This window comes from Paludibacter sp. (assembly GCF_009712605.1).
GTDB lineage: Bacteria > Bacteroidota > Bacteroidia > Bacteroidales > Paludibacteraceae > Microbacter.
This window is the reverse complement of record NZ_WASO01000008.1, coordinates 1-22,996: the sequence shown is the minus strand read 5'-3', so window position 1 is coordinate 22,996 and position 22,996 is coordinate 1. Positions and strand designations below refer to the sequence as shown.

Below are 22,996 nucleotides of genomic sequence, written 5' to 3'. Positions count from 1 at the left end.
CGTTTTATTTTGATAGTAGTTATACAGATAAAAAAGCAGGCCTGTAAGCCGGGTTCTGTATCCCGCCGAAACGGGATGCCTGTCATTTATCTGGGAAGATTGTCACCAATCAACTCTTGCGGCCTACCCTCCGGCTCGGGCGAGCAACCCTCAAACGCCGGTTTACATGGCCTTACAACCCATAAGGCGTACGGCCGCCGATGTTGCCATCAGCGCCGGTGGGCTCTTACCCCACCTTTTCACCCTTATCACGAACGAGTCGTGACGGTTATTTTCTGTTACGCTACTCTGCCCTCACGAACAGCTTCCCGTTAGGAAATATGGTGCTCTGCGTTGCCCGGACTTTCCTCTTCTCCGCACAAACGGAAAAGCGACAAGCCGGCCTGCTTTGATGCAAAGGTACGGCAAAATATGTCAGCTATCAAGCGATATTTTTTTTGAATTGCCACTTTGTCAGCCTTCTGACAGTTTGAACTGTCTAATAATCAAATGGATTTCTTTGATTTTAACATTTCGATATTTTGGTAGCAAATAACATTTAAGCGGAGAATTTCAAATGTTAAATGAGGCAAAAGTCAACATAGTTTAGTAATTGCAGCGATACACATGTCGAAGTTTTTGCAGATATTTGTCATCGGTTTTAAGTTAAAATAGAATTGTTCAATCCTTTAATAAAACGATTATTGCTATGAAAATGAGATTAGTAAGTGTTATGTTTTTGTTGGCGGGGATGTTGGCGGTGAATGCGCAAAATGGAACTGCCAAGAAAAAAGAGATAGTTGCCAATGGAGGTTTTATCCAAACTCCCATTACGAATGTTGCATATACCCCAACCCGGGGTGCTTCGGGGCTGCCTGATTTAACTGTTGCCGCAGAAAACTCCGTTAATGCTGTAGTTCATATCAAAGTGGAAACCAAGCAAAGAACCATGATGAGAGGAGATATGGATGATGATCCGTTCTTTAATTTCTTTTTCGGTCCTAACGGTGGAGGTTCGCAACGTCAGCTAGAACCCCAGAAAGCATCGGGTTCGGGTGTGATCATTTCTACCGATGGCTATATTGTGACAAACAACCACGTGGTTAGTGAAGCGGATAATATTCAGGTTGTTTTGAATGACAAACGTACTTTTACAGCAACAGTAATCGGCACCGATCCGAACACGGATATTGCGCTTCTCAAGATTGACGCCAAGGATCTGCCCACACTTGTCTTTGGAAATTCGGACGATCTGAAACTTGGAGAATGGGTTCTGGCTATCGGTAATCCGTTTAACCTGACATCGACAGTGACAGCGGGGATTGTCAGTGCAAAAGCCCGTAATATCAATATTATTTCCTCAAAAACACCGATTGAATCATTTATTCAGACTGATGCTGCCATCAATCCGGGCAACAGTGGTGGTGCTTTGGTAAATACAAAAGGAGAACTGATCGGTATAAACACAGCTATTGCTTCTCAAACAGGAAGTTATGCCGGTTATGGTTTTGCTGTTCCGGTAAGTATCGTGAGCAAAGTAGTGGCTGATATCAAACAATACGGAACTGTACAACGTGCGCTGATGGGTGTTCAGATCAGAGATATTGATGATGATTTCGCAAAAGAAAAGAAAATTAAAGTGCTTGACGGTGTGTATGTTGCTGAAGTAAATGACCTGAGTGCTGCAAAAGATGCCGGAATTAAGGAAGGTGATATTATTACAAAGATAAACGGGGTCGCCGTAAAATCATCTGCAGAACTGCAGGAACAGGTAGGACGTCATCGTCCGGGCGACAAGATTGAAGTCTCTTTTGTTCGTGAAGGCAAAGATAAAACGGCGGAAGTGACATTGAAGAACCAACAAGGTGATACAAAGGTTGTGAAGAATAAGGGCATGGAAGTGCTTGGTGCATCGCTCGAAGAGGTGGGCGATGATTTGAAGCAGAAGCTGCGTATTTCCGGTGGGGTTCAGGTTGTAGGCTTGCAGAAGAACAGCTTGTTGTCTGATGCTGGAGTGCAGAAAGGTTTTGTGATCATCAAGATCAACAATAAACCTATTCGGAAAGTAACAGATCTGGAGAGTGCCGTGAAAGCAAATAATTCTGCAGACGAACAAGACAGAGCTCTTTTTATTACAGGTATTTATCCTAACGGAAAAGTTGCTTATTATGCAATAGACCCAACAAAAGACTAATAGGTAAAGAGCCGGGCCTGAACTGATTGAAAGGAACGTAAAGTTCAGGTTCGGTTTTGTGTGAATGAGAAGGTTTATTGTCTTGTGATAAGAAAATTGTAAATAGATTTATATTTATTCACTTTGCGATTTATTGCAACAACTTTTAGCAAGAAAAATTTGCATTTGGCTCAAAAAATGAGTAAATTTGCAAGCTTATTTTTCCGTCATAAAAATCAATGAGACAACTAAAAATTACCAAATCGATTACGAATCGCGAGAGTGCTTCGTTGGACAAGTATCTACAAGAAATTGGCCGCGAAGAGCTTATTACCGTTGAAGAAGAAGTCGATTTAGCTCAGCGTATCCGGAGAGGCGATCGCCGTGCTTTGGAAAAGCTGACACGTGCTAACCTGCGTTTCGTCGTTTCAGTTGCAAAACAGTACCAAAATCAGGGGCTTAGTTTGCCCGACCTGATTAACGAAGGGAATCTTGGCTTGATTAAAGCTGCAGAAAAATTCGATGAAACACGTGGGTTCAAATTTATTTCTTATGCTGTATGGTGGATTCGTCAATCCATTTTGCAGGCATTAGCGGAACAATCGCGTATTGTACGCTTACCGCTGAACCAGGTAGGTTCACTCAACAAAATCAACAAAGCGTTTTCTCGTTTTGAACAGGAAAACGAACGTCGTCCATCGGCCGAAGAGTTGGCTGATCAGTTAGAAATTCCGGTTGAAAAAATTGCTGAAACTCTCAAGGTGTCAGGCCGTCATATTTCGGTTGATGCTCCTTTTGTGGAAGGTGAAGATAACAGCTTGCTGGATGTGCTCATCAATGAAGATGCACCTCATGCCGACCGTGGTTTGATTAACGAATCTCTTTCGATGGAAATTGACAGAGCCCTCTCTACGCTCAGCGAACGGGAAGGCGAGATAATCAAAATGTTCTTCGGAATAGGACGTGCAGAAATGACTTTGGAAGAAATTGGCGACGAATTCGGGCTTACCCGTGAACGTGTTCGCCAGATTAAAGAAAAAGCTATTCGCAGATTACGCTCAAATTCGAGAAGTAAACTTTTGAAAAGTTTCTTAGGCTAACCACAGACTGATTTTTTACATTGACGAACAAGAGAGTGATTTATTGTTTGTCGCACTTTAAAAACGGCTTTCTCTTTTTGAGAAGGTCGTTTTTTTTTGTTGCGCCACTGACGGAATATTGTATCAAATCTTGTACATTCTTATTAACTTTGCACTTACAATTGTTAACAGGATTCTGTTTTGTGTTTCTTGCTTACAGGAGTCTGATTTATAACCAAAACCATAACCAATCTCAACTTTGCTTCTCATGAATGTATCGCTTCTTTTACAGTGGTTCAAAAAACACGGAGATTCATTGCTTGCATCTTTGGCTGGTTTTATAATCATTTATCTTTTTACGAAGCATGGAGGAATAGGCATTTCCCCTGATTCTATCGCTTATACAAGTACAGCCAGAAATCTTATTGCGGGCAAGGGCTTCTTTATTTTTGGAGGCCATCCGTTGGTGGATTTTCCTGTGTTTTATCCTCTTTTTCTTTCGTTTGTCATGTTTGTGACCGGTCTCGATGTTATAGCATGTGCGCCGGTTTTGAATGGCCTGATGTTCTCCGTTGTGATTTTTTTGAGTGGAATAATCATGGAGCGTTTTATTCGTCGTTCGAAATGGTACAAAGGAATTCTTTTGGTAGCTATTACAACAAGCCCATCACTGATAGAGGTCTACTCGATGTTGTGGTCTGAGACCCTGTTCATTATTTTATCCCTGCTTTTCTTCTTTTCTCTGCATAGGTACTATAGAAACCATTCGCTGAGATCATTGCTGATGCCGGCTATCATTACGGCTATTGCTTTTGATACCCGATATGCCGGGATTACTTTCGTGGCTGCGGGTGAGCTATTGTTGTTCCTTGATAAACAATTGAAATGGAAGCAAAAAGTAAAGCATCTGGTTACATTCGGAGTGATTGGTTGTTCGCTTGTTACGGTTAATCTTATTCATAACGCATTTGCAACCGGTCTTGTGACGGGCAAAAGGCAAAAGGGAATCACACCGTTGTCGGACAATATTGCTTATTCCGGCAATGTGCTTTCCGACTGGACTTCGCTGTGGGGGAACAGTCATGTTTTCTTTATTATTGTGGGTCTGTTAGTTATCGCATTGTTCGTGTGGTTATTTGTTAAAAACCTAAAGAAGAAGCAGGATTATCATTCCTATGAGAATATTGTTATCGCCTTTTTTATTGTTTATGTGGGATTCATCATTCTTTCGTCGACAATCTCACGTTATGAGAAAATAAATAATCGCTTGCTTTCTGCTGCATTCCTGCCTTTTTTATGGGGAATTACATATAAGGTTCCTGCGTGGATCAGAGCACTGAAAAAAAAGCACCATAAATGGGGTATCGGAATCATTTTTACGGTAATAGCAGTGGCTGTATGTTCAAACTATTATTCAATTAATGCCGAAAATTATTCGTTTATGCGCGAATCGGGTATTCCCGGTTATACCGAAGATTGTTGGCGGCAATCTCCAACGGTAACGTTTCTTCAGCGTAATCGTATTTACTTTAACGCTGATTCGGTTGTCTATTCCAATCATAATCAGGCGGTTTATTTTTATACCAACTACGCAGTGGATGCAGTCCCCGAAAGAGCGTATAAGAATGATGTGAAGATGTTTAAGGACGAATCGCCCATTGTGCTTATCTGGTTTTATACAGATCCTAATCCTGAAATTCTTTCTCTGAGAGACATAAAAAAAAGCAAGAAACTGAAGGTGTTGCACTCTTTTGATGACGGTACAATTTTCCTGTGTACCAATAAAGATACCACATCTACAGGCCCTCCAAAGATTAAAACCTCTTTCACTCATTTCCGATAATGAATTTTAGCCCTCAGTATTTATTTGATATTGAGGGCTTTGTTTTGTTTGTGAGTATTTTGTATGTTAAATAATGCTAATAAATTATTCTCAGTATTGTTGTCTTTGTAAATCATGTATACCTTTGCGTTTATTAATAGAGCTATTAAATTGTAATATTAAATAGATGTATTAGCTATGACACAAGAACAGGAAGCGGGATTAGAACAAAAGATATTGGAAACAGCAGAACAGTTGTTTCTGGAAAAAGGTTTTGCCATGACATCGACCACCGAAATTGCGAAAAAGGCTGGTTGTAATCAGGCATTGGTACATTATTATTTCAGAACCAAAGAGAATTTATTTCAGTCGATTTTTGAACAAAAAATCCGGTTGCTTATTTCATCTTTTCAGGATCATGAAATGCAGAATCTTACATTCGAAGAGAAGCTGAAAAGAAAAATTGAAACTCACTTTGAGATGATTCGGGCAAATCCACGACTGCCGTTTCTTGTTATGAATGAATTCACGACAAATCCTTCCCGGTTAGAAGCTTTTCGCATAAAAATTATTGCTGTGCCTCAGGCTGTATTCCATAAGCTTGAAGAAGAACTGAATGAAGAAATACGGGCAGGAAGAATAAGGGATATTACAGTGATGGATCTCGTTCTGAATATTGTATCGCTCAATGCGATGTTATTTCTAACGGGAAATATTTTTAAATGTGTAGCGCAGTTGTCGGAGGAACAATATCAAATGATGATTGAACACCGCAAGCAGGAACACGTAAAGGTAATTCTCGCAAGTCTCAGGCCATAAATAATCAATTATAGCATACTATATTATGAAGCAGAAATTTATCTTAATAGCAGGTTTGATCTTGGGGGCATTTCAGCCGTTAATGGCTCAGCTTACGATAGAAAATTGCCAGCAGAAAGCCAGGGAAAACTATCCGCAGATCAAGCAATATGATCTGATTCGGCAGACGGAAGAGTATTCGCTTTCAAATGCAAACAAAGGCTATTTGCCTCAATTTTCCTTATCGGGGAAGGCGACCTATCAATCGGAAGTAACCCAACTGCCGATAAAGCTTCCCGGCATTTCGGTTTCCAGCCTGAGTAAGGATCAGTATCAGGCAACAGCTGAGGTGAATCAACTTATTTGGGATGGAGGCGTGATCAAATCCCAGAAAAATATTACCAGAGCATCATCGTCGGTGGATGTGCAAAAAAATGAGGTCGACCTTTATGCGTTGACAGATCGTGTCAATCAATTGTTCTTCGGTATTCTATCGCTTAATGAGCAGCTGGTTCAGAACGATTTGCTGCAAAAAGAGTTGCAGACCAATTACGAGAAGATCTCTGCCTATATGCAAGGTGGTATAGGCAATCAGGCTGATCTCGATGCGATAAGAGTAGAACAGCTCAAAGCCAAACAGAGAAGAATGGAAATGGCAGCTACTCAAAAATCGTTTTGCGATATGCTGGCAGCTTTTATTGGCGAGCCGGTTACGAAACCCAATACATTGATTAAACCGGAGAAAAACATAGTTGCCGATACAAATAACCGACCGGAACTGAAATTGTTTGATGCCCAAAGCTCTCTCTTAGATTCTCAAATCAGTTCTGTTAAAGCGGGGAATATGCCAAAACTCAACTTGTTCGTACAGGGCGGTATAGGCCGACCGGGATTGAATATGCTTAACAATGATTTTGCTCCTTTTTATATCGGGGGTGTTCGCCTTTCGTGGAATTTCGGAGGCTTCTATACACAGAAAAACAACCTGCGAAAGATAGAGCTGGATAAACATAGTGTGAGTGTTCAAAAGGAGACGTTTTTGTTCAATAGCCAACTGAAGTCACTCCAGCAGAAAAACGAAATTGCCAAAATTGGAGCCGTTATTGAGGATGACGACGAAATTATCAGATTGAGAACCAATATTAAAAATGCTTCACAGGCAAAAGTTCTTAACGGAACCCTGTCTGTGAGTGATTTGATTCGTGATGTTAACGCCGAAAGTCAGGCAAAGCAGGATAAAGCGCTTCACGAAGTACAGCTCTTGCAGGCTATTTACAATCTGAAAGAAACAACGAATAACTAAGCTTATATTTTGCTTTTGAAATAAACAATAGAAAATAGAATAATATGGAAACTAAGAAGTTACTCTTCATTCTTGTTGCAACGCTTTCTTTGGCAACGGGATTAACATCGTGCCACGGTTCTAAAATTCAATCGGATGCCTCCGGAACGTTTGAGGCCACCGAGGTGATTGTTTCATCCGAAGCCAATGGTAAAATTCTTTCTTTCACCGCGGAAGAAGGCAGTTCTCTGGAAGCCGGTCAGCTTATCGGTACAATTGATAGTACCCAGCTTTACCTGAAGAAAAAACAGTTACTCGCAAGCGTGCAGGCCGTACAAAGTCGCCGTCCGGAAATCAGCAAGCAAATCGCTTCACTCCAGCAGCAAATTGCAACGCAGAAAACCGAAAAGCACCGTTTTGAAAATCTGGTAAAGGCAGGTGCCGCGAATCAAAAACAGCTTGACGATATTAATTCCGGACTGGCAGTGCTGGAAAAACAACTGATAGCACAACAGTCATCGCTTTCCACTTCCGATCGTGGAATGATTGAAGATGCGGCTGCATTCCGTGCTCAAATTGACCAGCTGAACGACCAGCTTGCAAAATGCCGTATTGTGAATCCTCTTTCAGGCACGGTACTTACCAAATACGTTGAACCGAATGAGGTTACTGCTCAGGGCAAGCCTCTTTATAAAATTGCAGACACGGGCAATATGAAATTACGCGCTTATGTCACAAATGGTCAGCTTTCGGAAATTAAACTGGGCCAGACGGTGAAGGTGTATATCGATAAGGGAGACAATGATATGAAAGAGTATTCCGGCAAGATTGAATGGATTTCTGATAAAGCAGAATTTACGCCAAAGACCATCCAGACGAAAGACGAGCGTGCAAACCTGGTGTATGCTGTAAAGATTGCCGTAAAAAATGACGGCCTGATCAAAATAGGTATGTACGGAGAGGTTAAATTCAACTGATTTGAAAATTTGAAGAGATTGGATTTTTCAAATTGATCTTTTATGTCTTTACAAAACAATATACAAGCAATGATCCCTGTTCAGTGTCGCTCACTGAATAAAAGCTACAAGAAGATAGCGGCGTTGCAGGATGTCAGCTTTGAGGTGAATCCCGGGGAACTCTTCGGAATCATAGGACCTGACGGAGCCGGAAAAACTACCTTGTTTCGCATTCTTACCACTCTTTTATTGCCGGAAAACGGTTCTGCGACGGTAGATGGTTACGATGTGGTGAAGGATTACAAAGAAATTCGCAAGCGAGTGGGGTATATGCCGGGGCGGTTTTCGCTGTATCAGGATTTGAGTGTGGAAGAGAACCTTACTTTTTTTGCATCTGTGTTCAATACCACCATTGAAGAGAATTACGACCTTATAAAGGACATCTATTGCCAGATTGAACCCTTCAAAAAGCGTCGTGCAGGAGCATTGTCGGGTGGAATGAAGCAGAAACTGGCTTTAAGTTGTGCGTTGATTCACCGTCCGTCGGTTTTGTTTCTCGATGAACCTACTACAGGTGTTGATCCTGTTTCCCGAAAAGAATTTTGGGAGATACTGAAAAAACTCAAGCAGGAAGGGATTACCATTCTTGTTTCGACGCCTTACATGGATGAAGCGAGTCTTTGTGATCGTATTGCGCTCATTAACAATGGGAAAATCCTGAAAATAGACACTCCTGGAAATATCACCAGTCAGTTTGGTAAGATTCTGTGGACGGTGCAAAGTCGCAATATGCACACTCTTTTAACTGATTTAAGGGAGTATCCGGCAATCGGTAGCTGTTTTGCATTTGGTGATACTCACCACGTGACAATTGACAACGAACAATTGACAATTGATAATTTGAAAATGTATCTTTCTGAGCGAGGGCATTCAGACATTGTGATCAGACCTGCCGGCGCTACCATTGAAGATTGTTTTATGGACTTGCTGAAATAATTGACAATTGAGAATGAACAATTAAATTATAGAACAATATGAGAGAAAATATTGTCATGGTCAAGGCATATGCCTTTGCATTACGCATTGTCAAGGCGTATAAGTTTTTGTATCAAGATCAACATGAATTTGTTATGTCTAAGCAATTACTTCGAAGTGGCACTGCCATTGGAGCTTTGATAAAAGAGTCGGAACATGCACAGTCAAAAGCCGATTTTATAAATAAAATGAATGTGGCTCTGAAAGAGGCCAACGAAACCGAATATTGGCTGATGTTATTGCATGATAGTGACTTTATGAATGATAATGTGTTTACGTCTATAATAACAGATTGTCGGGAAATAGTACGACTACTGATAAGCATTGTCAGATCTTCAAAAGAAAACAATATTAGATAGTACAAGTTTTATATGACAAAAAATATCACAACTCCCGGTTCTAATTCTCCATTCTCCATTGTCCATTCTCAATTGGAGCGCGTGATTCAGGTTAACAGCCTTGTAAAACGCTTCGGCAATTTTACTGCTGTCGACCACATCACTTTCGACGTACATCAGGGCGAAATTTTCGGTTTCCTTGGAGCCAACGGAGCAGGGAAAACCACTGCTATGCGAATGCTCTGCGGACTGAGCAAACCCACCGAAGGCCATGGACGTGTGGCCGGTTTTGATATAGATAAAGAAGTCGAGCAGGTGAAAGCAAGTATCGGTTACATGAGCCAGAAGTTTTCGCTCTACAACGACCTGAAAGTATGGGAAAATATTCGCTTGTTTGCCGGTATTTACGGGATGCGCGATAAAGAGATTGCTCAAAAGACAGACGCGTTATTGCAACGCCTCAATTTTACTTCCGAAAGGAATACTCTGGTCAAAGAGCTTCCGCTTGGCTGGAAACAGAAGCTCGCTTTTTCGGTTTCTATATTTCATCAACCGAAAGTTGTTTTTCTGGACGAACCCACAGGAGGCGTCGATCCGGTGACGCGCCGACAGTTTTGGGAATTGATTTATGAAGCAACGTCGGAGGGGATAACTGTTTTTGTGACAACGCACTATATGGATGAAGCTGAATATTGTAACCGTGTTTCTATTATGGTTGACGGTCAAATAAAGGCGCTTGATACCCCCGGTAATCTGAAACGGCAGTTTGAAGCTGATACTATGGATAGCGTTTTTCACCGCTTAGCCCGTAATGCCACGAGAAGCGACAATTAGTAATTGATAATTAAATGATTATCTGATATGTCACTGGCTTTAGTTTCATATCGCCTGAAAGGCGTCATTTTCATAACCGTATGCCAATGGCTTACGGATTGTCAATGCCCCGTTCTCCTATGCCTGAAAGGCTTTACTTTTAGTATAGTCCGACCTTTCAGGTCGTGTAAGTTAAAGTTATGCTTACGCGCAGGTCACGACCTGCGGTTATGAAAATGAGGCTTTTCAAGCCGTTAGGAAAAATATCAAATACTCATAATAATTAATAATGCTGCATCATGAAGACAGATAATGTTGTCAAAGATAAATCATATGCATTTTAATTCTTCCAAGAAGAAAATAAACAAGATTACAGCCTAATGAAATTATTCAACCTCATAATACACCCCATTCGATTGTTAATTACTAATTGTTCATTATTAATTAACCGAAGCGTTTTCCTTGTCTTTGTCAGGAAGGAATTCTACCATATTTTTCGTGACAAGCGAACAATGCTCATATTGTTGGGAATGCCCATCATACAGCTGATTTTGTTTGGTTTTGCTATTACCAACGAAGTGAAAAATGCCAAAGTGGTAGTACTCGATCCTTCGAATGATGTTGCCTCCCGGCGAATTATTAATCAACTTGATGCAAGCCAGTATTTTACCGTTGTACGCTATGTGAAAAGCCAACAGGAGCTGACACATGCTTTTCAGGATGGCAATATCAGTATGGCCGTCGTATTTGACGAACGGTTTAACGAGAACTTGCAGCATACCGGCAAAGCTCAGTTACAACTACTGACCGACGCTACCGATCCCAATACGGCTACGCAGTTAGTGCAATATGCTTCCTCCATTATTGGCGACTATCAGCAGGAGTTGATGGAGCAACATAAGGTTCCGTACCAGATTCAACCCGAGGTTAAGTTGCTTTATAATCCTCAGATGAAAGCGGCCTACAACTTTGTGCCGGGAGTGCTGGGTATGATTTTGATGCTGATTTGTGCCATGATGACCTCTATTGCCATTGTGCGCGAAAAGGAGATGGGTACGATGGAGATTCTGCTGGTGTCGCCCATGAAACCGATCTATATTATTCTGGCCAAGGCTGTTCCGTATTTCACTTTGTCGGCCATCAATCTTATCACAGTATTACTGCTGGCGGTTTTCGTCCTCAATGTACCGGTTGCCGGCAGTCTTATATGGTTGTTTGTTGTGTCGCTGCTATTCATCTTTGTCTCGCTTTCCATCGGGTTGCTCGTCTCCACGCTGGTGAGCTCTCAAATGGCCGCTATGCTGGCATCTGCCATGGGATTGATGCTGCCGGTTATTCTTTTGTCAGGAATGATTTATCCGATTGAAAACATGCCGGCAATCCTTCAGGGTATTTCCAACATAATTCCGGCACGTTGGTATATTTCGGCAGTAAAAGGCTTGATGATTAAAGGGGTAGGGATTGCAGCCGTGGGCAAAGAGGTGACAGTGCTTTTTGTGATGGTAGTTGTACTGATCACTGTCAGCATGAAGAAGTTTAAAATCAGATTAGAATAATTGATATGCTACGTTTTTTAATCGAAAAAGAATTCAAACAATTGTTGCGCAATCCTTTTTTGCCACGCATGATTGTGATGTTTCCCGTCATGGTTTTGCTGGTGTTTCCCTGGGCGGCCAACTTCGAAATCAGCAATATTAATCTCAGTATTGTCGATCACGACCATAGTAGTTTCTCTCAACGGCTGACTCAGAAAATTGTCTCTTCTGGTTATTTCCGACTGACGGATGTTTCGCCCGGTTATGATCAGGCTGTGAAGAGTATTGAGAAGAACAATGCCGATGTGGTTTTGGAAATACCTCCCCGGTTTGAAAAGGAACTGGAGCGGGATCAACATGCCAAGCTGCTGGTGGCTGCCAATACCGTGAATGGAACGAAGGGCGGTCTTAGCACCGGTTATCTGGCCAATATTATTAATGGGTTTGCATCCGATTTGCGCAGGGAATCGGGACAGATAAGCAGGGCTTCCATTACGCCGACGATTGATATAGTACCCTATTATCGATTCAATCCTAATCTTAACTACAAGGTGTTTATGGTTCCGGCGCTGATGGTGATGGTGCTTACTATGTTGTGCGGATTTATGCCAGCTCTTAACATCGTCAATGAAAAGGAAGCCGGTACCATGGAGCAGATCAACGTGACCCCGGTTCCGAAGTTTACGTTTATTGTCGCAAAGTTGTTGCCCTTCTGGATTATAGGGTCGTTGGTGATTACCGTGAGTTTTGGGGTGGCATGGCTCGTGTACGGTCTTGCGCCAGCCGGGCACTTCAGCACCATTTACCTTTTTGCGGCCATTTACGTGTTGGGTATTTCGGGATTCGGACTGGTCATTTCCAACTATTCCGACACGATTCAACAGGCCATGTTTGTGATGTATTTCTTTATCATGGTGCTCATTATGCTGAGCGGACTGTTTACGCCTGTTAGCAGTATGCCGCAGTGGGCTCAAACCATTACGATATTTAACCCGTTGAAATATTTTATGCAGGTAATGCGGCTTGTTTATCTCAAAGGAAGTGGTATCGCAGATATGCTGCCTCAGTTGGGCGCGCTTGTCGGTTTTGCTCTTGCCTTTAATACCTGGGCTGTATTAAGCTATAAAAAGAAAAATTAACCGGAGGTCCTTTTGAATTGAATATAACTTGTGTTCCTGAGATCAAGCAGAAAATTTAAAACAATAAAGGAGTTGCGAAAGCAGCTCCTTTGTCGTTTTGTGTAAGAAAAACATTACTCAATTTCGTTCCATTCATTTTCTTCGTTATGCAAAAAGATGGCGTTAAAAATGAGTTGCAATAAAAGCGCGAGAGGAACAAAGAATAGTGTATTTATAAGAAAATACACGAATAGATGGCGGTCAATTAGTGGAGTGGAGATGTTGACTCTCAGTGCATTTTCTGTAAATACAAGCAGAATAGGGTATAAAAAAATCAGAATGCCGGTTCCATAAAAGGTATATTCCCGGAGCGAATAATTCACATTGCGATAAACCATTGTCATTGCCACAGGTACCAAAACATAGGGTAATTCTATCAAAAAGGTATTCATACTCTTTTGTTTAGCGATTAGAAACATTAAAAGGAACTCTCTTCTCGTTTGGCACATATCGAACGATATTTGTATAACGTTAATACCGATCAATTATTGTAAACATTTGACTCGCAAGAACAGAAAAAGTTTAAATGCAGAAAAATAATATTAGACATTATATCAATTAAATGTATATAAATATCAATTACAGACCTCTCCTTTCACGACGACCTCGTGTCGGAGTCATATATTTATCGTCTGACCCAACCCCCTCCTACAGACGACTGTGTGTCTGTATCTTCAACCCAAGGGGAGGAGGAGCAAGACAGTGAGATGTTTAGAATTCAATTTATTTAGCAGATTTCCCCTCTCTTCGGGAGAGGGGTTAGGGGAGGGGTCAAATGCGAAAATTAAGAAATGAATTAAGCTGTATGATATCTAATAATCAATCGATGATTTCTATTTTCTTCATCAGGAAAGAAGCGTTGAGTTTTTTGCTGATGCCGTCCTTCAGCTTGTAATCAAAAAACAGCTGGTCGTCTGTTAGTTCCACTTCAAAGCAATGGTTGGAAACATAATCCGGATATTTCTGCTCCATATTACCGATTACCAGATCGTGGGTGGCGATGATTACCATCGTGTTCAGACTGATGAGTTTTTCCAGCAGTCCTAATGAGCCCGTCTGTTTGTCTTTGGTATTGGTGCCGCGCAGTATTTCGTCAAGAATGACCAGCGTGCGGGGATTTTGCTCCACCTGTTCAATGATTTCCTTCAGGCGAACCAGTTCGGCATAGAAGTAGGATTCGTGATTTGCGAGTGAATCCTGTATTTTGATGCTCGACAAGATGGAGCAAGGAGTAAACTCAAACTGTTTTGCAGGTACCGGTGCCCCGTTCATTGCCAGTATCAGGTTGACCGCCACGGTGCGCAGAAAGGTGCTTTTGCCGGCCATATTTGCGCCGGTAATGATCACCACCGATGGAGTGCCCGAAATGGTGATGGAATTATTGACACGACCAGAAGGAGGCAGCAGGGGATGCCCCATGTCGGATGCTACTATCTTAAATTCGTCTTGCGTAAGGGTCGGGTAGACGGTTAGTTCGGAATTGTTGAACGCAAAAGTAGCAAAGCTGATTAGCTGATCGATTTCGGTCATTGTTGAGAACCAGCCGTTGACATCTTGCTTGTACATCGCTTTCCAGCGCAGCAGTCGGTAGTACACATGGATGTCGAATAAGAAGAAAGCGTTTAATAATGCTGCCAATAATACGTTGTCCCGAATGTCGAAAAACGCCAGAACGCGGAAAAGAGAATTCAGGGCACCGCTGGCTTTTTGCTCTTTGACAAACAGCGCTTTTTGCAAGGTTTGAAGATATTCCGACGAAAAGGTCTCTTCTTCAATCAGACTGAACAGGTTTTTGTATTTTGCGAAGGTTTTGGATATATTTTCCAGTTGAGAATGCGCTTTTATGATGCGTTTACTTTGTTTACCAACAACCAGTATCGAAACAAAAAGAGGAAAGCCTAACGAAGCCCAGGTAAAGATATTGAAGGCAGCCAGCATAGTCCATAGTATGTTTATGAATGCCAGCACTGTTGCAGTTCGTACCACACCTGAATAGTTCACGTCCGGCTCGGCCAACCACGATTGCAGAGCCGGTGCTTCGTGCCCGTTTTCTTCATACGATTTGCCGTTTGCCTGAAAATCCTGTATAAAATTGTTCTTTTGACACAGTTCACTGATAGCAGCCTGTTTGCGGAGTATATCAACTGCATCCGTGTTTTGGGTGCAAAGTGCTTTTGCTAGTGCTGTTTTGCCGGCACGGGTCGAACTTCTGTTGATGTACTGATAGAGCGATCCTGTTCCGAACAGGTCAAAATCGTTCGCCAGATAAGGATTGATTACCGCAAATTCGCTGCCGGTTTCCCTGTGCTGATAGTTGTGATCCAGAAAGAGCAGTTCGTCTTTGTTGATCTGAATCTTGTTCGAAAGTAAGGTGATTTTGTCTTCCAGACGGAAGTTGAGGTTGACGAGAATGGTAAATGCCACTAATGAAATCAGAGAGGCTATTATCACCGGGATGTGGTGTCCGGCGGTAAAAAACAGTACCAGAAAGCCCGTAAATCCTATAAAGGCAACAAGGCGGGCCCATGATAACAAACGGCTTTTTTTCTTCAAAAGTGCAAGGTCGTTTTCGAGAGCAAGAATCCTGTCTGTGTAGTAAGTATGTGGAGTCATCGGGAATGAACGTTATAGTTTTAGGTCTGCAAATAAACAAATAATTGTTGAGAAATAACGATGGAACGCAAATGCCGCAAAAGATTCTAAAGACACGAATTTCACAAATTTACACCAATTGTAATGGAATGAAAAATAGCTATTTATCGTGTTTGGGGTTGTGCGTGATTTGCGAAAATTCTAATGATTCGCATCATTTGCGTGCGATTAATAAATATGATTAGCAGCAAAGCGACCACTAAACACTGGAGGTGTTGTCCCAATAATAACGTCGGGATTTATCCCGATGGGAATGGTAGTCGCATTTTTACATAACGATGTAAGCGTTCCCCTGCAAACGGGATACCGCCTGGCGTAGGAAGACCATTAGGTCATTATGCAGATAATCATCTTAATAAATTCGAGTCTTTGTGTCTTTGTGCAGGAATTTTCTCCCGAAATTTGGCAGTAAAGCAAAACATCACGACCTTTGCACACATAAAAGTAACACAATTATTTATCTATGGCAACGGCTAAAATTATTACCGAAAAAGGGGAGATGCAGGTTGAATTCTTTGAACAGGATGCTCCCAAAACTGTAGCAAACTTTATTAAACTGGCTAAAAGCGGCTTTTACGACGGCTTGACTTTTCACCGCGTAATTCCTGATTTCGTTATTCAGGGCGGATGTCCTGACGGAACAGGTGCAGGTGGTCCCGGTTATACTATTCCCTGCGAACTTACAGGCGGCAATCAGTACCACGACAGAGGCGTTTTGTCGATGGCTCATGCCGGACGTAATACCGGTGGTTCACAGTTTTTTATCTGCCATTCAAGAACCAATACCTCTCACCTCGACCGTCAACATACCTGTTTTGGTAAGGTAGTGGAAGGTTTGGAAGTGATCGACCAGATTCGTCGTGGCGATGTAATCCTGAAAATCGAAGTGTCAGAATAAGATTCTGATAAATCCATTACAACAACAAAGTCCGGAAAGAACCTTCTCTCCGGACTTTTTTTATCCTTAATGCTTATCTGCAAAATGACCTGTTAATCTCTTACAGCCGATTGGTATAACTCCGTCCTTTAGGGCGGAGATTAAGACGTCAAAGACCAAGCGGACTTCAGCCCTGAATGCAGAGTTTTCCGATAATCGGAGGAGTCATGGCTAAAGCCGAGAGTACGCATTCCCTCTTTTACTATGAATCTAAAGTCGACTTGGCTTATTTACCCCAAACCCACTGACGATCTACGATGTCACTACTACAAGCCTGAAGGGGCTATAAATCTGCTGCTTTTATTGGCGTAAAAGTCCCCTTTAGGGAATCGCAGATCAGCGAAGCTAATTAGGGGTATAAAAACGAGATAGCTTTTCAGTTTGTCAGTGGATCAATCTTCCCTCAATACTCAAAAAGTAACTTCGCCAGTTGCTGACATTCCCTGTAATCTTCCAGTGCGAAATCGGGCCGTGGGAACAGGAAATAGTAAAAGCCGTTGCGCACAAAACTTTTCAGGAATGGTTTGCTGATGTCCGTTTCCTTCAATTTTAGCTGACGGAGGGCATAGTCGTTCAGTTTCTTTATCAGAACGGTATCTTTGGCCGGATATTCAAACACTAAGTATTTCACGGTGTGTTTTGCCGAATCGGTGTCATATCTGAATTCCAGCGATCCGACCTTGTTTTTGCCGGCGAACGGCATAAATTTGACGCTTTTCTCCGTTTTTACTTTCCAGTTGTCGGGCAGTTTGTAGTTGAGCCAGTCGCGTGTAAAATCACCGGCGTATAAACTGTAGCTGAGCAGTACGAAGCTCAGCAATAAGAGTGTTTTCTTGTTCTTCATAATCAGGATGCAAGCAGAGTTGGTTGGGACTCCTTTTGACTTTTAACAGCTATATAATTTCGTTTTGTGGTTATCCGTTATTTTGCCTGAAAGGCATTATTTTCATAACCGTATGCCGATGGCGTACGGTCGCTAATGCACTATTCTTCTCTGCCTGAAAGGCTTCATTTTGAATATTGTCCGACCTTTCAGGTCGTATTCAGTCGAGGGCTACTTTCTCTCACAGGTCACAGACCTGCGGTTATGCAAATAGGGCTTTTCAAGCCATTTGGCAAAATGTCAGATACCTGCTTTTCGTTTTCTGAATATCTTCTATCAATATCCTGCTTCTTCGAAGGGAATATAATATCCTTACACATAGATTTTTAAGATAGATATTTTTCGGCTTTTAACCTCCTTCAAAAGTAGTAATATTTCTTCCAAACAAAAAAGCGATAGGAATAAACTATCGCTTTTGGGTCTTTATTTGCAAGGCAAGAGCCTTGTTTTTATGTTTGACGGCAGAGCTGTACGCCGAATAATCTATGCGCAACGAGGGAATAGCATTAGTTATACCAAATATTATCAGATAATTCTTTCAAAGTTGAATTTTGAATAAAATCTGATTGTGAAATCAAATTAGGGTTTGTTTTAATTTCGTTTTGAATATATCCTTTAAGTCGCGAAAGTACTTTTTTGCTGTATCTATATCTTTTTATATCAGAGTTATACATATCTATGATTTCTATGCCAAACTTCTTTTGCTGACCTTTTTTCTTTAATAATCTATCTACCGAGTCTCTTTCTACATCTTTGGTCGCTAATTCAATTAATTCTTCAGCCTTTTCAATTGATATGTTATTATATAATGCATTTATATGATGAGCATTAATGAATTCGCTTTCTATATCGACGCCTTTTGTGCAATAGAATGAGAATCCAAGAGTTTCAATACGCATTTTAATTTCTTCAATTTCTTCATTAGTTAAATAATCTCGATCCCTGTGTATTAATATATTTGCATCTGGATTTTTCGTTTTGATATATTTGCCGATTGCAATTGCAGAACCAATTGTATCACAACCATAATATGATATGATTTCTATTGTTTCTTCCTCAAAACCATTATAGAGCAAAAAAGACTTTATTAAATCAAATTTTTCATCTTCCGTTAAAATAAAACATTTGATGTTTGGTTCAATTGTAATATTGCAGAATTTACTCGCTAATTCATCTCTTATAGTTCCATATGTGTCAACAGGAGATGGGTATAAATGTCCCATTTTCTTTATGTCATCATTTAAAAACAACAATTCACCTTCTGGAATATTGTCTATTAATCTGTCGTTATGTGATATTACAAAAGATTGATAATTAGTTTGCTTTTTTAATTCATCCAATAGATTAAACTGCATATTAGAATGAATATGAGAATCTGGTTCATCTATCAAAATGAGGTTTAAAACTTTAGGATCTTTGTTTACAAACTCAAGAGTGGAAAAAATTTCAACGACTTGCAGAAATCCACTTCCCATCAACGCAATGTCAACTTCAGATTTATTATCTTCTCGTATTGTTATCTTGACAAATTCGTCATCTATTGTATTCCTATTTTTACAACGAATATTATATCTTTTCCCAAATACAGCACTCAATCTATCTTCTAGAGTTTTAAATCGTTCATGCACAAAATAACTCTGTCTATTTTGAGTTTTAAGAATTTTATTCCTAATTAATTCATGTGATTTGGCTAATGAAATTTTTTTGAGAAGTTGTGCGTTATTGAAAAAAGGTTCCTCCTTTGTGATTTGAGAAATTGGCTTGGTTTGATATATGAATATTGCATCTTTTAAGTATACTCCTTTCAATTCCATTAATTCAGAGAATCTATCAAAGTCGGGTTGTGATCCGTTATAGTTTACTTTTAAATATGAATTTCTAATTCCTGGTTTTTCAAAATTGAACCCTAATCGAACGATTTGGTTATCGATTTTGAAAACTAGCTTAATAGAAGCAGTATCCCAATCTCCATAAAATATATCAGAGTCTTCTATGGCCCTTAAGAAGTACAAATCTTTAAAAGACAAATATCTATTGTTGTACCCGACATAAAACTTCTTTCCGTTCCTTTCTTGAATAAAATTATCATAAGCAGATTTCCATAAAAATATTGCTTCTAAGATTGTCGACTTTCCAATGTTATTTGGCCCAATAATTACATTAAATCTTTCATTACATTCAATTTTAAGATTCTTAAATGTTTTGAAGTTTTTCAATTCAATTCCAATAATATTCATAAGACATATGTTGTTTTTTTGTACTTGTCGATAATGCTAATATATAAGCTCTTGTTGCTGAATGAATACTTTGTGTTGTAATCTTCTTTTTCGATACGCTACATTTTATGGTAGAAAAAAGTTTTCTTGAGCGCTTTTTCCTAATCTCCAAAAGTAAAGATTTTATTTTTACTAAAAAAAGAAATGACAAAATATATTTTACGCAAAAATATATTTTGTCATGTAAATGCCTGAGATTTGAATCTGTTAAGTAAATCAGGCTGGTTAGCTTCTATATCAGAACGTTTTAGTTTTAATGCAGAATGTCGTGAAGAATGGGTTTCAGGCCACTGAAGAAAAATTCAACGGCAATCACCATCACAATAAGCCCCATCAACCGCATCAGTACGTTGTTGCCGGTTTCGCCGAGTAGTTTGATAATGCGGGAAGAGCTGAGCAGGATAAGGTACGACAGGATCATAACCAGTACAATGGCGGCGATAAGAATCATCTTTTTCTCCAGCGTAACGGCCTGCTCCATCAGCACGATGGCATTGGTGATGGCGCCGGGTCCGCAGATAATGGGGATGGCCAAAGGCGTGATGGAAATGTCGTTGATGTAACTCTTTATTTCCGAATCTTTTACCTTTACCTGTCCGAGCCGTGCCTGCAACATGTCCATTCCCATAATGAAAAAGATAACCCCGCCCACAATTTTGAAACTGTTGACCGAGATGCCGAAAAATTTGAATAGCAGCTGTCCCGAAAAGGCGAAAAAGAGGATGCTGAGCAAGCCGACAAGCGATGCTTTTTGTGCGATTTTACCACGGCTGTGAGAGTCAAGCTCCGATGTCATGGTCATGAAAATAGGCATCGTCCCGATAGGATTTATCAGGGTAAAAAAGGAAGTCAGGCACAAAAGGCCAAATGTCATCTCGTCGTTCACGGTATTTCGGTTTTTATGGTATTGGGAAAAGGTTATTTTGATATGTTTTCAGGTCAGTTTTTCTAACCCCTCCGCTGCGCTCGTCCCCTTTATCCAAAGGGGACACCACTGTCGGCGAAGTTGTAGCTCTATTTGTCGATCTATTGCTAAAATGGCAGATTTGTCTCCCCTTGAGATCAAGGGGAGTACCCGATAGGGGGTAGGGTTTGATAAGCAGATAATCATTAATGTGAAGTAAAACAATTTTATCTGTTTTTCAATCTACATCAAAGCTCAATCACCCGTTTTTCTGCCTGGCTTTTGAAGGCGGCTTCGATAATCTGCATTACGCGGATGCCGTCGCCGGCAGTGACCGGCATCGGCTGGTTGTCTGCCAGTGCGGTATACACGCCTTTGTAAAACTCGAAATAGTTGCCCTGTTCGCTCTGTACCTTCTCACGGATAGTTTCACCGTTTGACAGGTAGTTGAGGGTGCCTTGTTCCGATTCGGGTTCGGTACCCCAATCGGTGCTACCAGGTTTGACCCCTTGCAGCAAAACGCTTTCCTGAATGTCGGCGCGTGACTTGAGGAAAGAGCCGTTGGTGCCGTGGATAATGTAGGCCGGAACCGGCTCTTTGGCGATCAGCGTTGCTTTCACCCTGACGTGCAGAGTGGGGTAATAGAGCAAAATATCGAAGCAATCGTCCACGATAGAAACTGGTCGGATGGTGCGAATGTCGGCAAACACCGCCTGCGGCATTCCAAACAGATATAACGCCTGATCGATGGCGTGTGGCCCCAGATCTTTGACGATACCCGAACCGGAATTCGGTTCTTCCTTGTGCATTTTGTAACTCAGGTCGAGGTTATAACGATCGAAGTGTATCTCCATCTCTTTGAGATCGCCCAACTTGCCGCTTTCTATCACTTTTTTTACGGTCAGAAAATCACTGTCCCAGCGGCGATTCTGGTACACGGCCAGCTTCTTGCCTTGTTTTTCGGCCAGCATTTTCAGTTCTTCCGCCTCAGCAACCGTAGAGGTAAAGGCCTTTTCGACAACGACATGCTTTCCGGCTTCAAGCGCCCGTTTGGTATATTCGTAATGCGTGTAAGTCGGCGTGTTGACCACCACCAGCTCCACGGCATCGTCGGCCAGCAACTCGTCCAGCGAAGCGTAAGAACGCGTCCCCGGATAGGCATCCTGAATCAGTTTCTTGCTGCGTTCCCATGCCCCCAACAGGTGAAATCCTTCGTGAAGGCTGATAAAAGGGGCATGAAAAACCTTTCCGCTCATGCCGTAGGACAATAGTGCCGTATTGATGATCTTCATTTTATGATGAAATAGAGTTCGGGGTTAGTGTGTGTTTGACTATCTGTCTAGTGGATTTATTTGTTACTTTCAGTATTGGACCTCTCCTCATGACGACTACGTGTCGGAGTCAGACATTTATCGTCTGACCCAACCCCTCTCCCTAGGAGAGGGGCTTTAAACCTGCATTAATGAGTCTTGTTTTATATTTTTACTGTCGTGTTCCTCCTCGCCTTGGGAGAGGAGGCTAGGAGGAGAGGTCGGAACAAGATAGTGTTAATCCATTTTGTTTAGAGGAATCGGCATCATTCTTGTGTGGTATCATTTTTTGTTACCACTTCGTTGTAAAGTTCGAAGAACAACAAGATGAGTAGCAGCCAAAAGCCCCATAGTAAAGAAACGGATGACAACAGGCTGACCACTAGAAATATGATTAATGATAAGATGTTTGTGGCAAGAAGAATAGTCTTCCTTTTGCCGGTTTTTATGTATTTGGTATTGAATAACAGTAGCAGTGAGATGATAAAGCTGAGACCAACCAGCATTTTCCCGAATATGTTTTTGTAGCTGAAAATGGTTCCTATGCCGGATAATGAGGTGTCCGTCGGCATTTTTACGCGTTCCCATACGCTATAGAGTGACCACGCAAAATTATTGAGCTTCGATTTGAACTTGCTTTGCTTTTCGGGCGGAACGTTGGATAAGGTGCTTTTTTGAGTAGTGTCTGCTTTCAGGGTGTCTATAGCAGGTGCCTGACTCAAATGATCTTGTGACGTGTCCGACATATGTTTAGCCACTATGCTATCCTGAATGTGTTTCTGCTTTTCGTAAGTCAGTGCGGCTTCTTTGTTGACAGCGACTTCATTTTTATTGTAAGCCAATTTCATTTCAGGACCGACACACGTCTTTACAAAGAACGTGAAGGGAAGAAAATAACACACCAGTGTCAGAATGCGGAGAAAAGTTTTCATATGTATGAATTTTTACTGTTGCAAGTATTGTTATTCTGTTTTTTTTTTTTTTTTTTTTTTTTTTTTTTTTTTTTTTTTTTAAATTGTGGGTTTAAAAACAAAAATTTAATTAAT

Annotated in this window: 18 protein-coding genes, 1 other RNA gene and 1 pseudogene; 12 read left to right on the top strand and 8 right to left on the bottom strand. The window is 41.1% G+C overall.

Annotated features, from left to right (window positions below; genetic code table 11):
- Positions 1-28: 28 nt before the first annotated feature.
- Positions 29-390, bottom strand: an RNA gene (gene rnpB / locus F8N35_RS06420) — RNase P RNA component class A.
- 298 nt (positions 391-688) lie between these two features.
- Between rnpB and F8N35_RS06415 the strand changes: the two genes are divergently transcribed.
- The 11 genes and pseudogenes from F8N35_RS06415 (at position 689) to F8N35_RS06365 (ending at position 12,949) form a co-directional block, all read left to right on the top strand.
- The gene (locus tag F8N35_RS06415; RefSeq protein ID WP_293050575.1) at positions 689-2,173 is read left to right on the top strand and encodes a Do family serine endopeptidase; all 1,485 of its coding nucleotides are present in this window, start codon (positions 689-691) and stop codon (positions 2,171-2,173) included.
- A gap of 218 nt (positions 2,174-2,391) precedes the next feature.
- A complete protein-coding gene (locus tag F8N35_RS06410; protein ID WP_068704774.1) occupies positions 2,392-3,252 on the top strand; it encodes an RNA polymerase sigma factor RpoD/SigA in 861 nt (286 codons plus the stop codon).
- Positions 3,253-3,499: 247 nt separating this feature from the next.
- Positions 3,500-5,074 (top strand): hypothetical protein, encoded by a 1,575-nt coding sequence (locus F8N35_RS06405; RefSeq protein ID WP_293050570.1) that lies wholly within the window; start codon positions 3,500-3,502, stop codon positions 5,072-5,074.
- A 177-nt stretch (positions 5,075-5,251) separates the two neighbouring features.
- Entirely contained in the window at positions 5,252-5,872 is a 621-nt protein-coding gene (locus tag F8N35_RS06400; RefSeq protein ID WP_293050568.1) for a TetR/AcrR family transcriptional regulator, read from the top strand.
- 25 nt (positions 5,873-5,897) lie between these two features.
- On the top strand, positions 5,898-7,154 hold the full coding sequence (locus tag F8N35_RS06395; protein ID WP_293050566.1) for a TolC family protein: 1,257 nt from the start codon (positions 5,898-5,900) through the stop codon (positions 7,152-7,154).
- Positions 7,155-7,198: 44 nt separating this feature from the next.
- Positions 7,199-8,110 carry an HlyD family efflux transporter periplasmic adaptor subunit gene (locus F8N35_RS06390; RefSeq protein WP_293050565.1) on the top strand — a complete coding sequence of 304 codons (912 nt, stop codon included), beginning with the start codon at positions 7,199-7,201 and terminating at the stop codon, positions 8,108-8,110.
- A gap of 69 nt (positions 8,111-8,179) precedes the next feature.
- Positions 8,180-9,085, top strand: a complete 906-nt coding sequence (locus F8N35_RS06385) for an ABC transporter ATP-binding protein (RefSeq protein WP_293050726.1) — start codon at positions 8,180-8,182, stop codon at positions 9,083-9,085.
- Between the two features lie 38 nt (positions 9,086-9,123).
- On the top strand, positions 9,124-9,483 hold the full coding sequence (locus F8N35_RS06380) for a four helix bundle protein (protein WP_293050563.1): 360 nt from the start codon (positions 9,124-9,126) through the stop codon (positions 9,481-9,483).
- Between the two features lie 81 nt (positions 9,484-9,564).
- Positions 9,565-10,296: pseudogene (locus F8N35_RS06375) on the top strand (ABC transporter ATP-binding protein); the annotation flags it as partial.
- A gap of 422 nt (positions 10,297-10,718) precedes the next feature.
- On the top strand, positions 10,719-11,831 hold the full coding sequence (locus tag F8N35_RS06370; RefSeq protein WP_293050725.1) for an ABC transporter permease: 1,113 nt from the start codon (positions 10,719-10,721) through the stop codon (positions 11,829-11,831).
- 5 nt (positions 11,832-11,836) lie between these two features.
- Positions 11,837-12,949, top strand: a complete 1,113-nt coding sequence (locus tag F8N35_RS06365; RefSeq protein ID WP_293050561.1) for an ABC transporter permease — start codon at positions 11,837-11,839, stop codon at positions 12,947-12,949.
- 113 nt (positions 12,950-13,062) lie between these two features.
- Here the strand turns inward: F8N35_RS06365 and F8N35_RS06360 are convergent, their stop codons facing one another.
- Together F8N35_RS06360 and F8N35_RS06355 are read right to left on the bottom strand one after the other, a co-directional pair.
- Positions 13,063-13,380 carry a hypothetical protein gene (locus tag F8N35_RS06360; protein ID WP_293050560.1) on the bottom strand — a complete coding sequence of 106 codons (318 nt, stop codon included), beginning with the start codon at positions 13,378-13,380 and terminating at the stop codon, positions 13,063-13,065.
- A 427-nt stretch (positions 13,381-13,807) separates the two neighbouring features.
- Positions 13,808-15,601 (bottom strand): hypothetical protein, encoded by a 1,794-nt coding sequence (locus F8N35_RS06355; protein ID WP_293050559.1) that lies wholly within the window; start codon positions 15,599-15,601, stop codon positions 13,808-13,810.
- A 502-nt stretch (positions 15,602-16,103) separates the two neighbouring features.
- Here F8N35_RS06355 and F8N35_RS06350 point away from each other — a divergent pair.
- On the top strand, positions 16,104-16,538 hold the full coding sequence (locus F8N35_RS06350) for a peptidylprolyl isomerase (protein WP_293050558.1): 435 nt from the start codon (positions 16,104-16,106) through the stop codon (positions 16,536-16,538).
- A 442-nt stretch (positions 16,539-16,980) separates the two neighbouring features.
- Here F8N35_RS06350 and F8N35_RS06345 read toward each other — a convergent pair whose 3' ends face one another.
- From F8N35_RS06345 to F8N35_RS06325, 5 genes are all read right to left on the bottom strand, one after another.
- Entirely contained in the window at positions 16,981-17,421 is a 441-nt protein-coding gene (locus tag F8N35_RS06345) for a hypothetical protein (protein ID WP_293050557.1), read from the bottom strand.
- Between the two features lie 545 nt (positions 17,422-17,966).
- Positions 17,967-19,697, bottom strand: a complete 1,731-nt coding sequence (locus F8N35_RS06340) for an AAA family ATPase (RefSeq protein WP_293050556.1) — start codon at positions 19,695-19,697, stop codon at positions 17,967-17,969.
- Positions 19,698-19,989: 292 nt separating this feature from the next.
- Positions 19,990-20,622: a MarC family protein gene (locus F8N35_RS06335; RefSeq protein ID WP_293050555.1), complete on the bottom strand. Its 633-nt coding sequence runs from the start codon at positions 20,620-20,622 to the stop codon at positions 19,990-19,992.
- Positions 20,623-20,888: 266 nt separating this feature from the next.
- Positions 20,889-21,932 carry a Gfo/Idh/MocA family oxidoreductase gene (locus F8N35_RS06330; RefSeq protein WP_293050554.1) on the bottom strand — a complete coding sequence of 348 codons (1,044 nt, stop codon included), beginning with the start codon at positions 21,930-21,932 and terminating at the stop codon, positions 20,889-20,891.
- 284 nt (positions 21,933-22,216) lie between these two features.
- The gene (locus F8N35_RS06325; protein ID WP_293050553.1) at positions 22,217-22,882 is read right to left on the bottom strand and encodes a hypothetical protein; all 666 of its coding nucleotides are present in this window, start codon (positions 22,880-22,882) and stop codon (positions 22,217-22,219) included.
- Between the last annotated feature and the right edge of the window lie 114 nt (positions 22,883-22,996).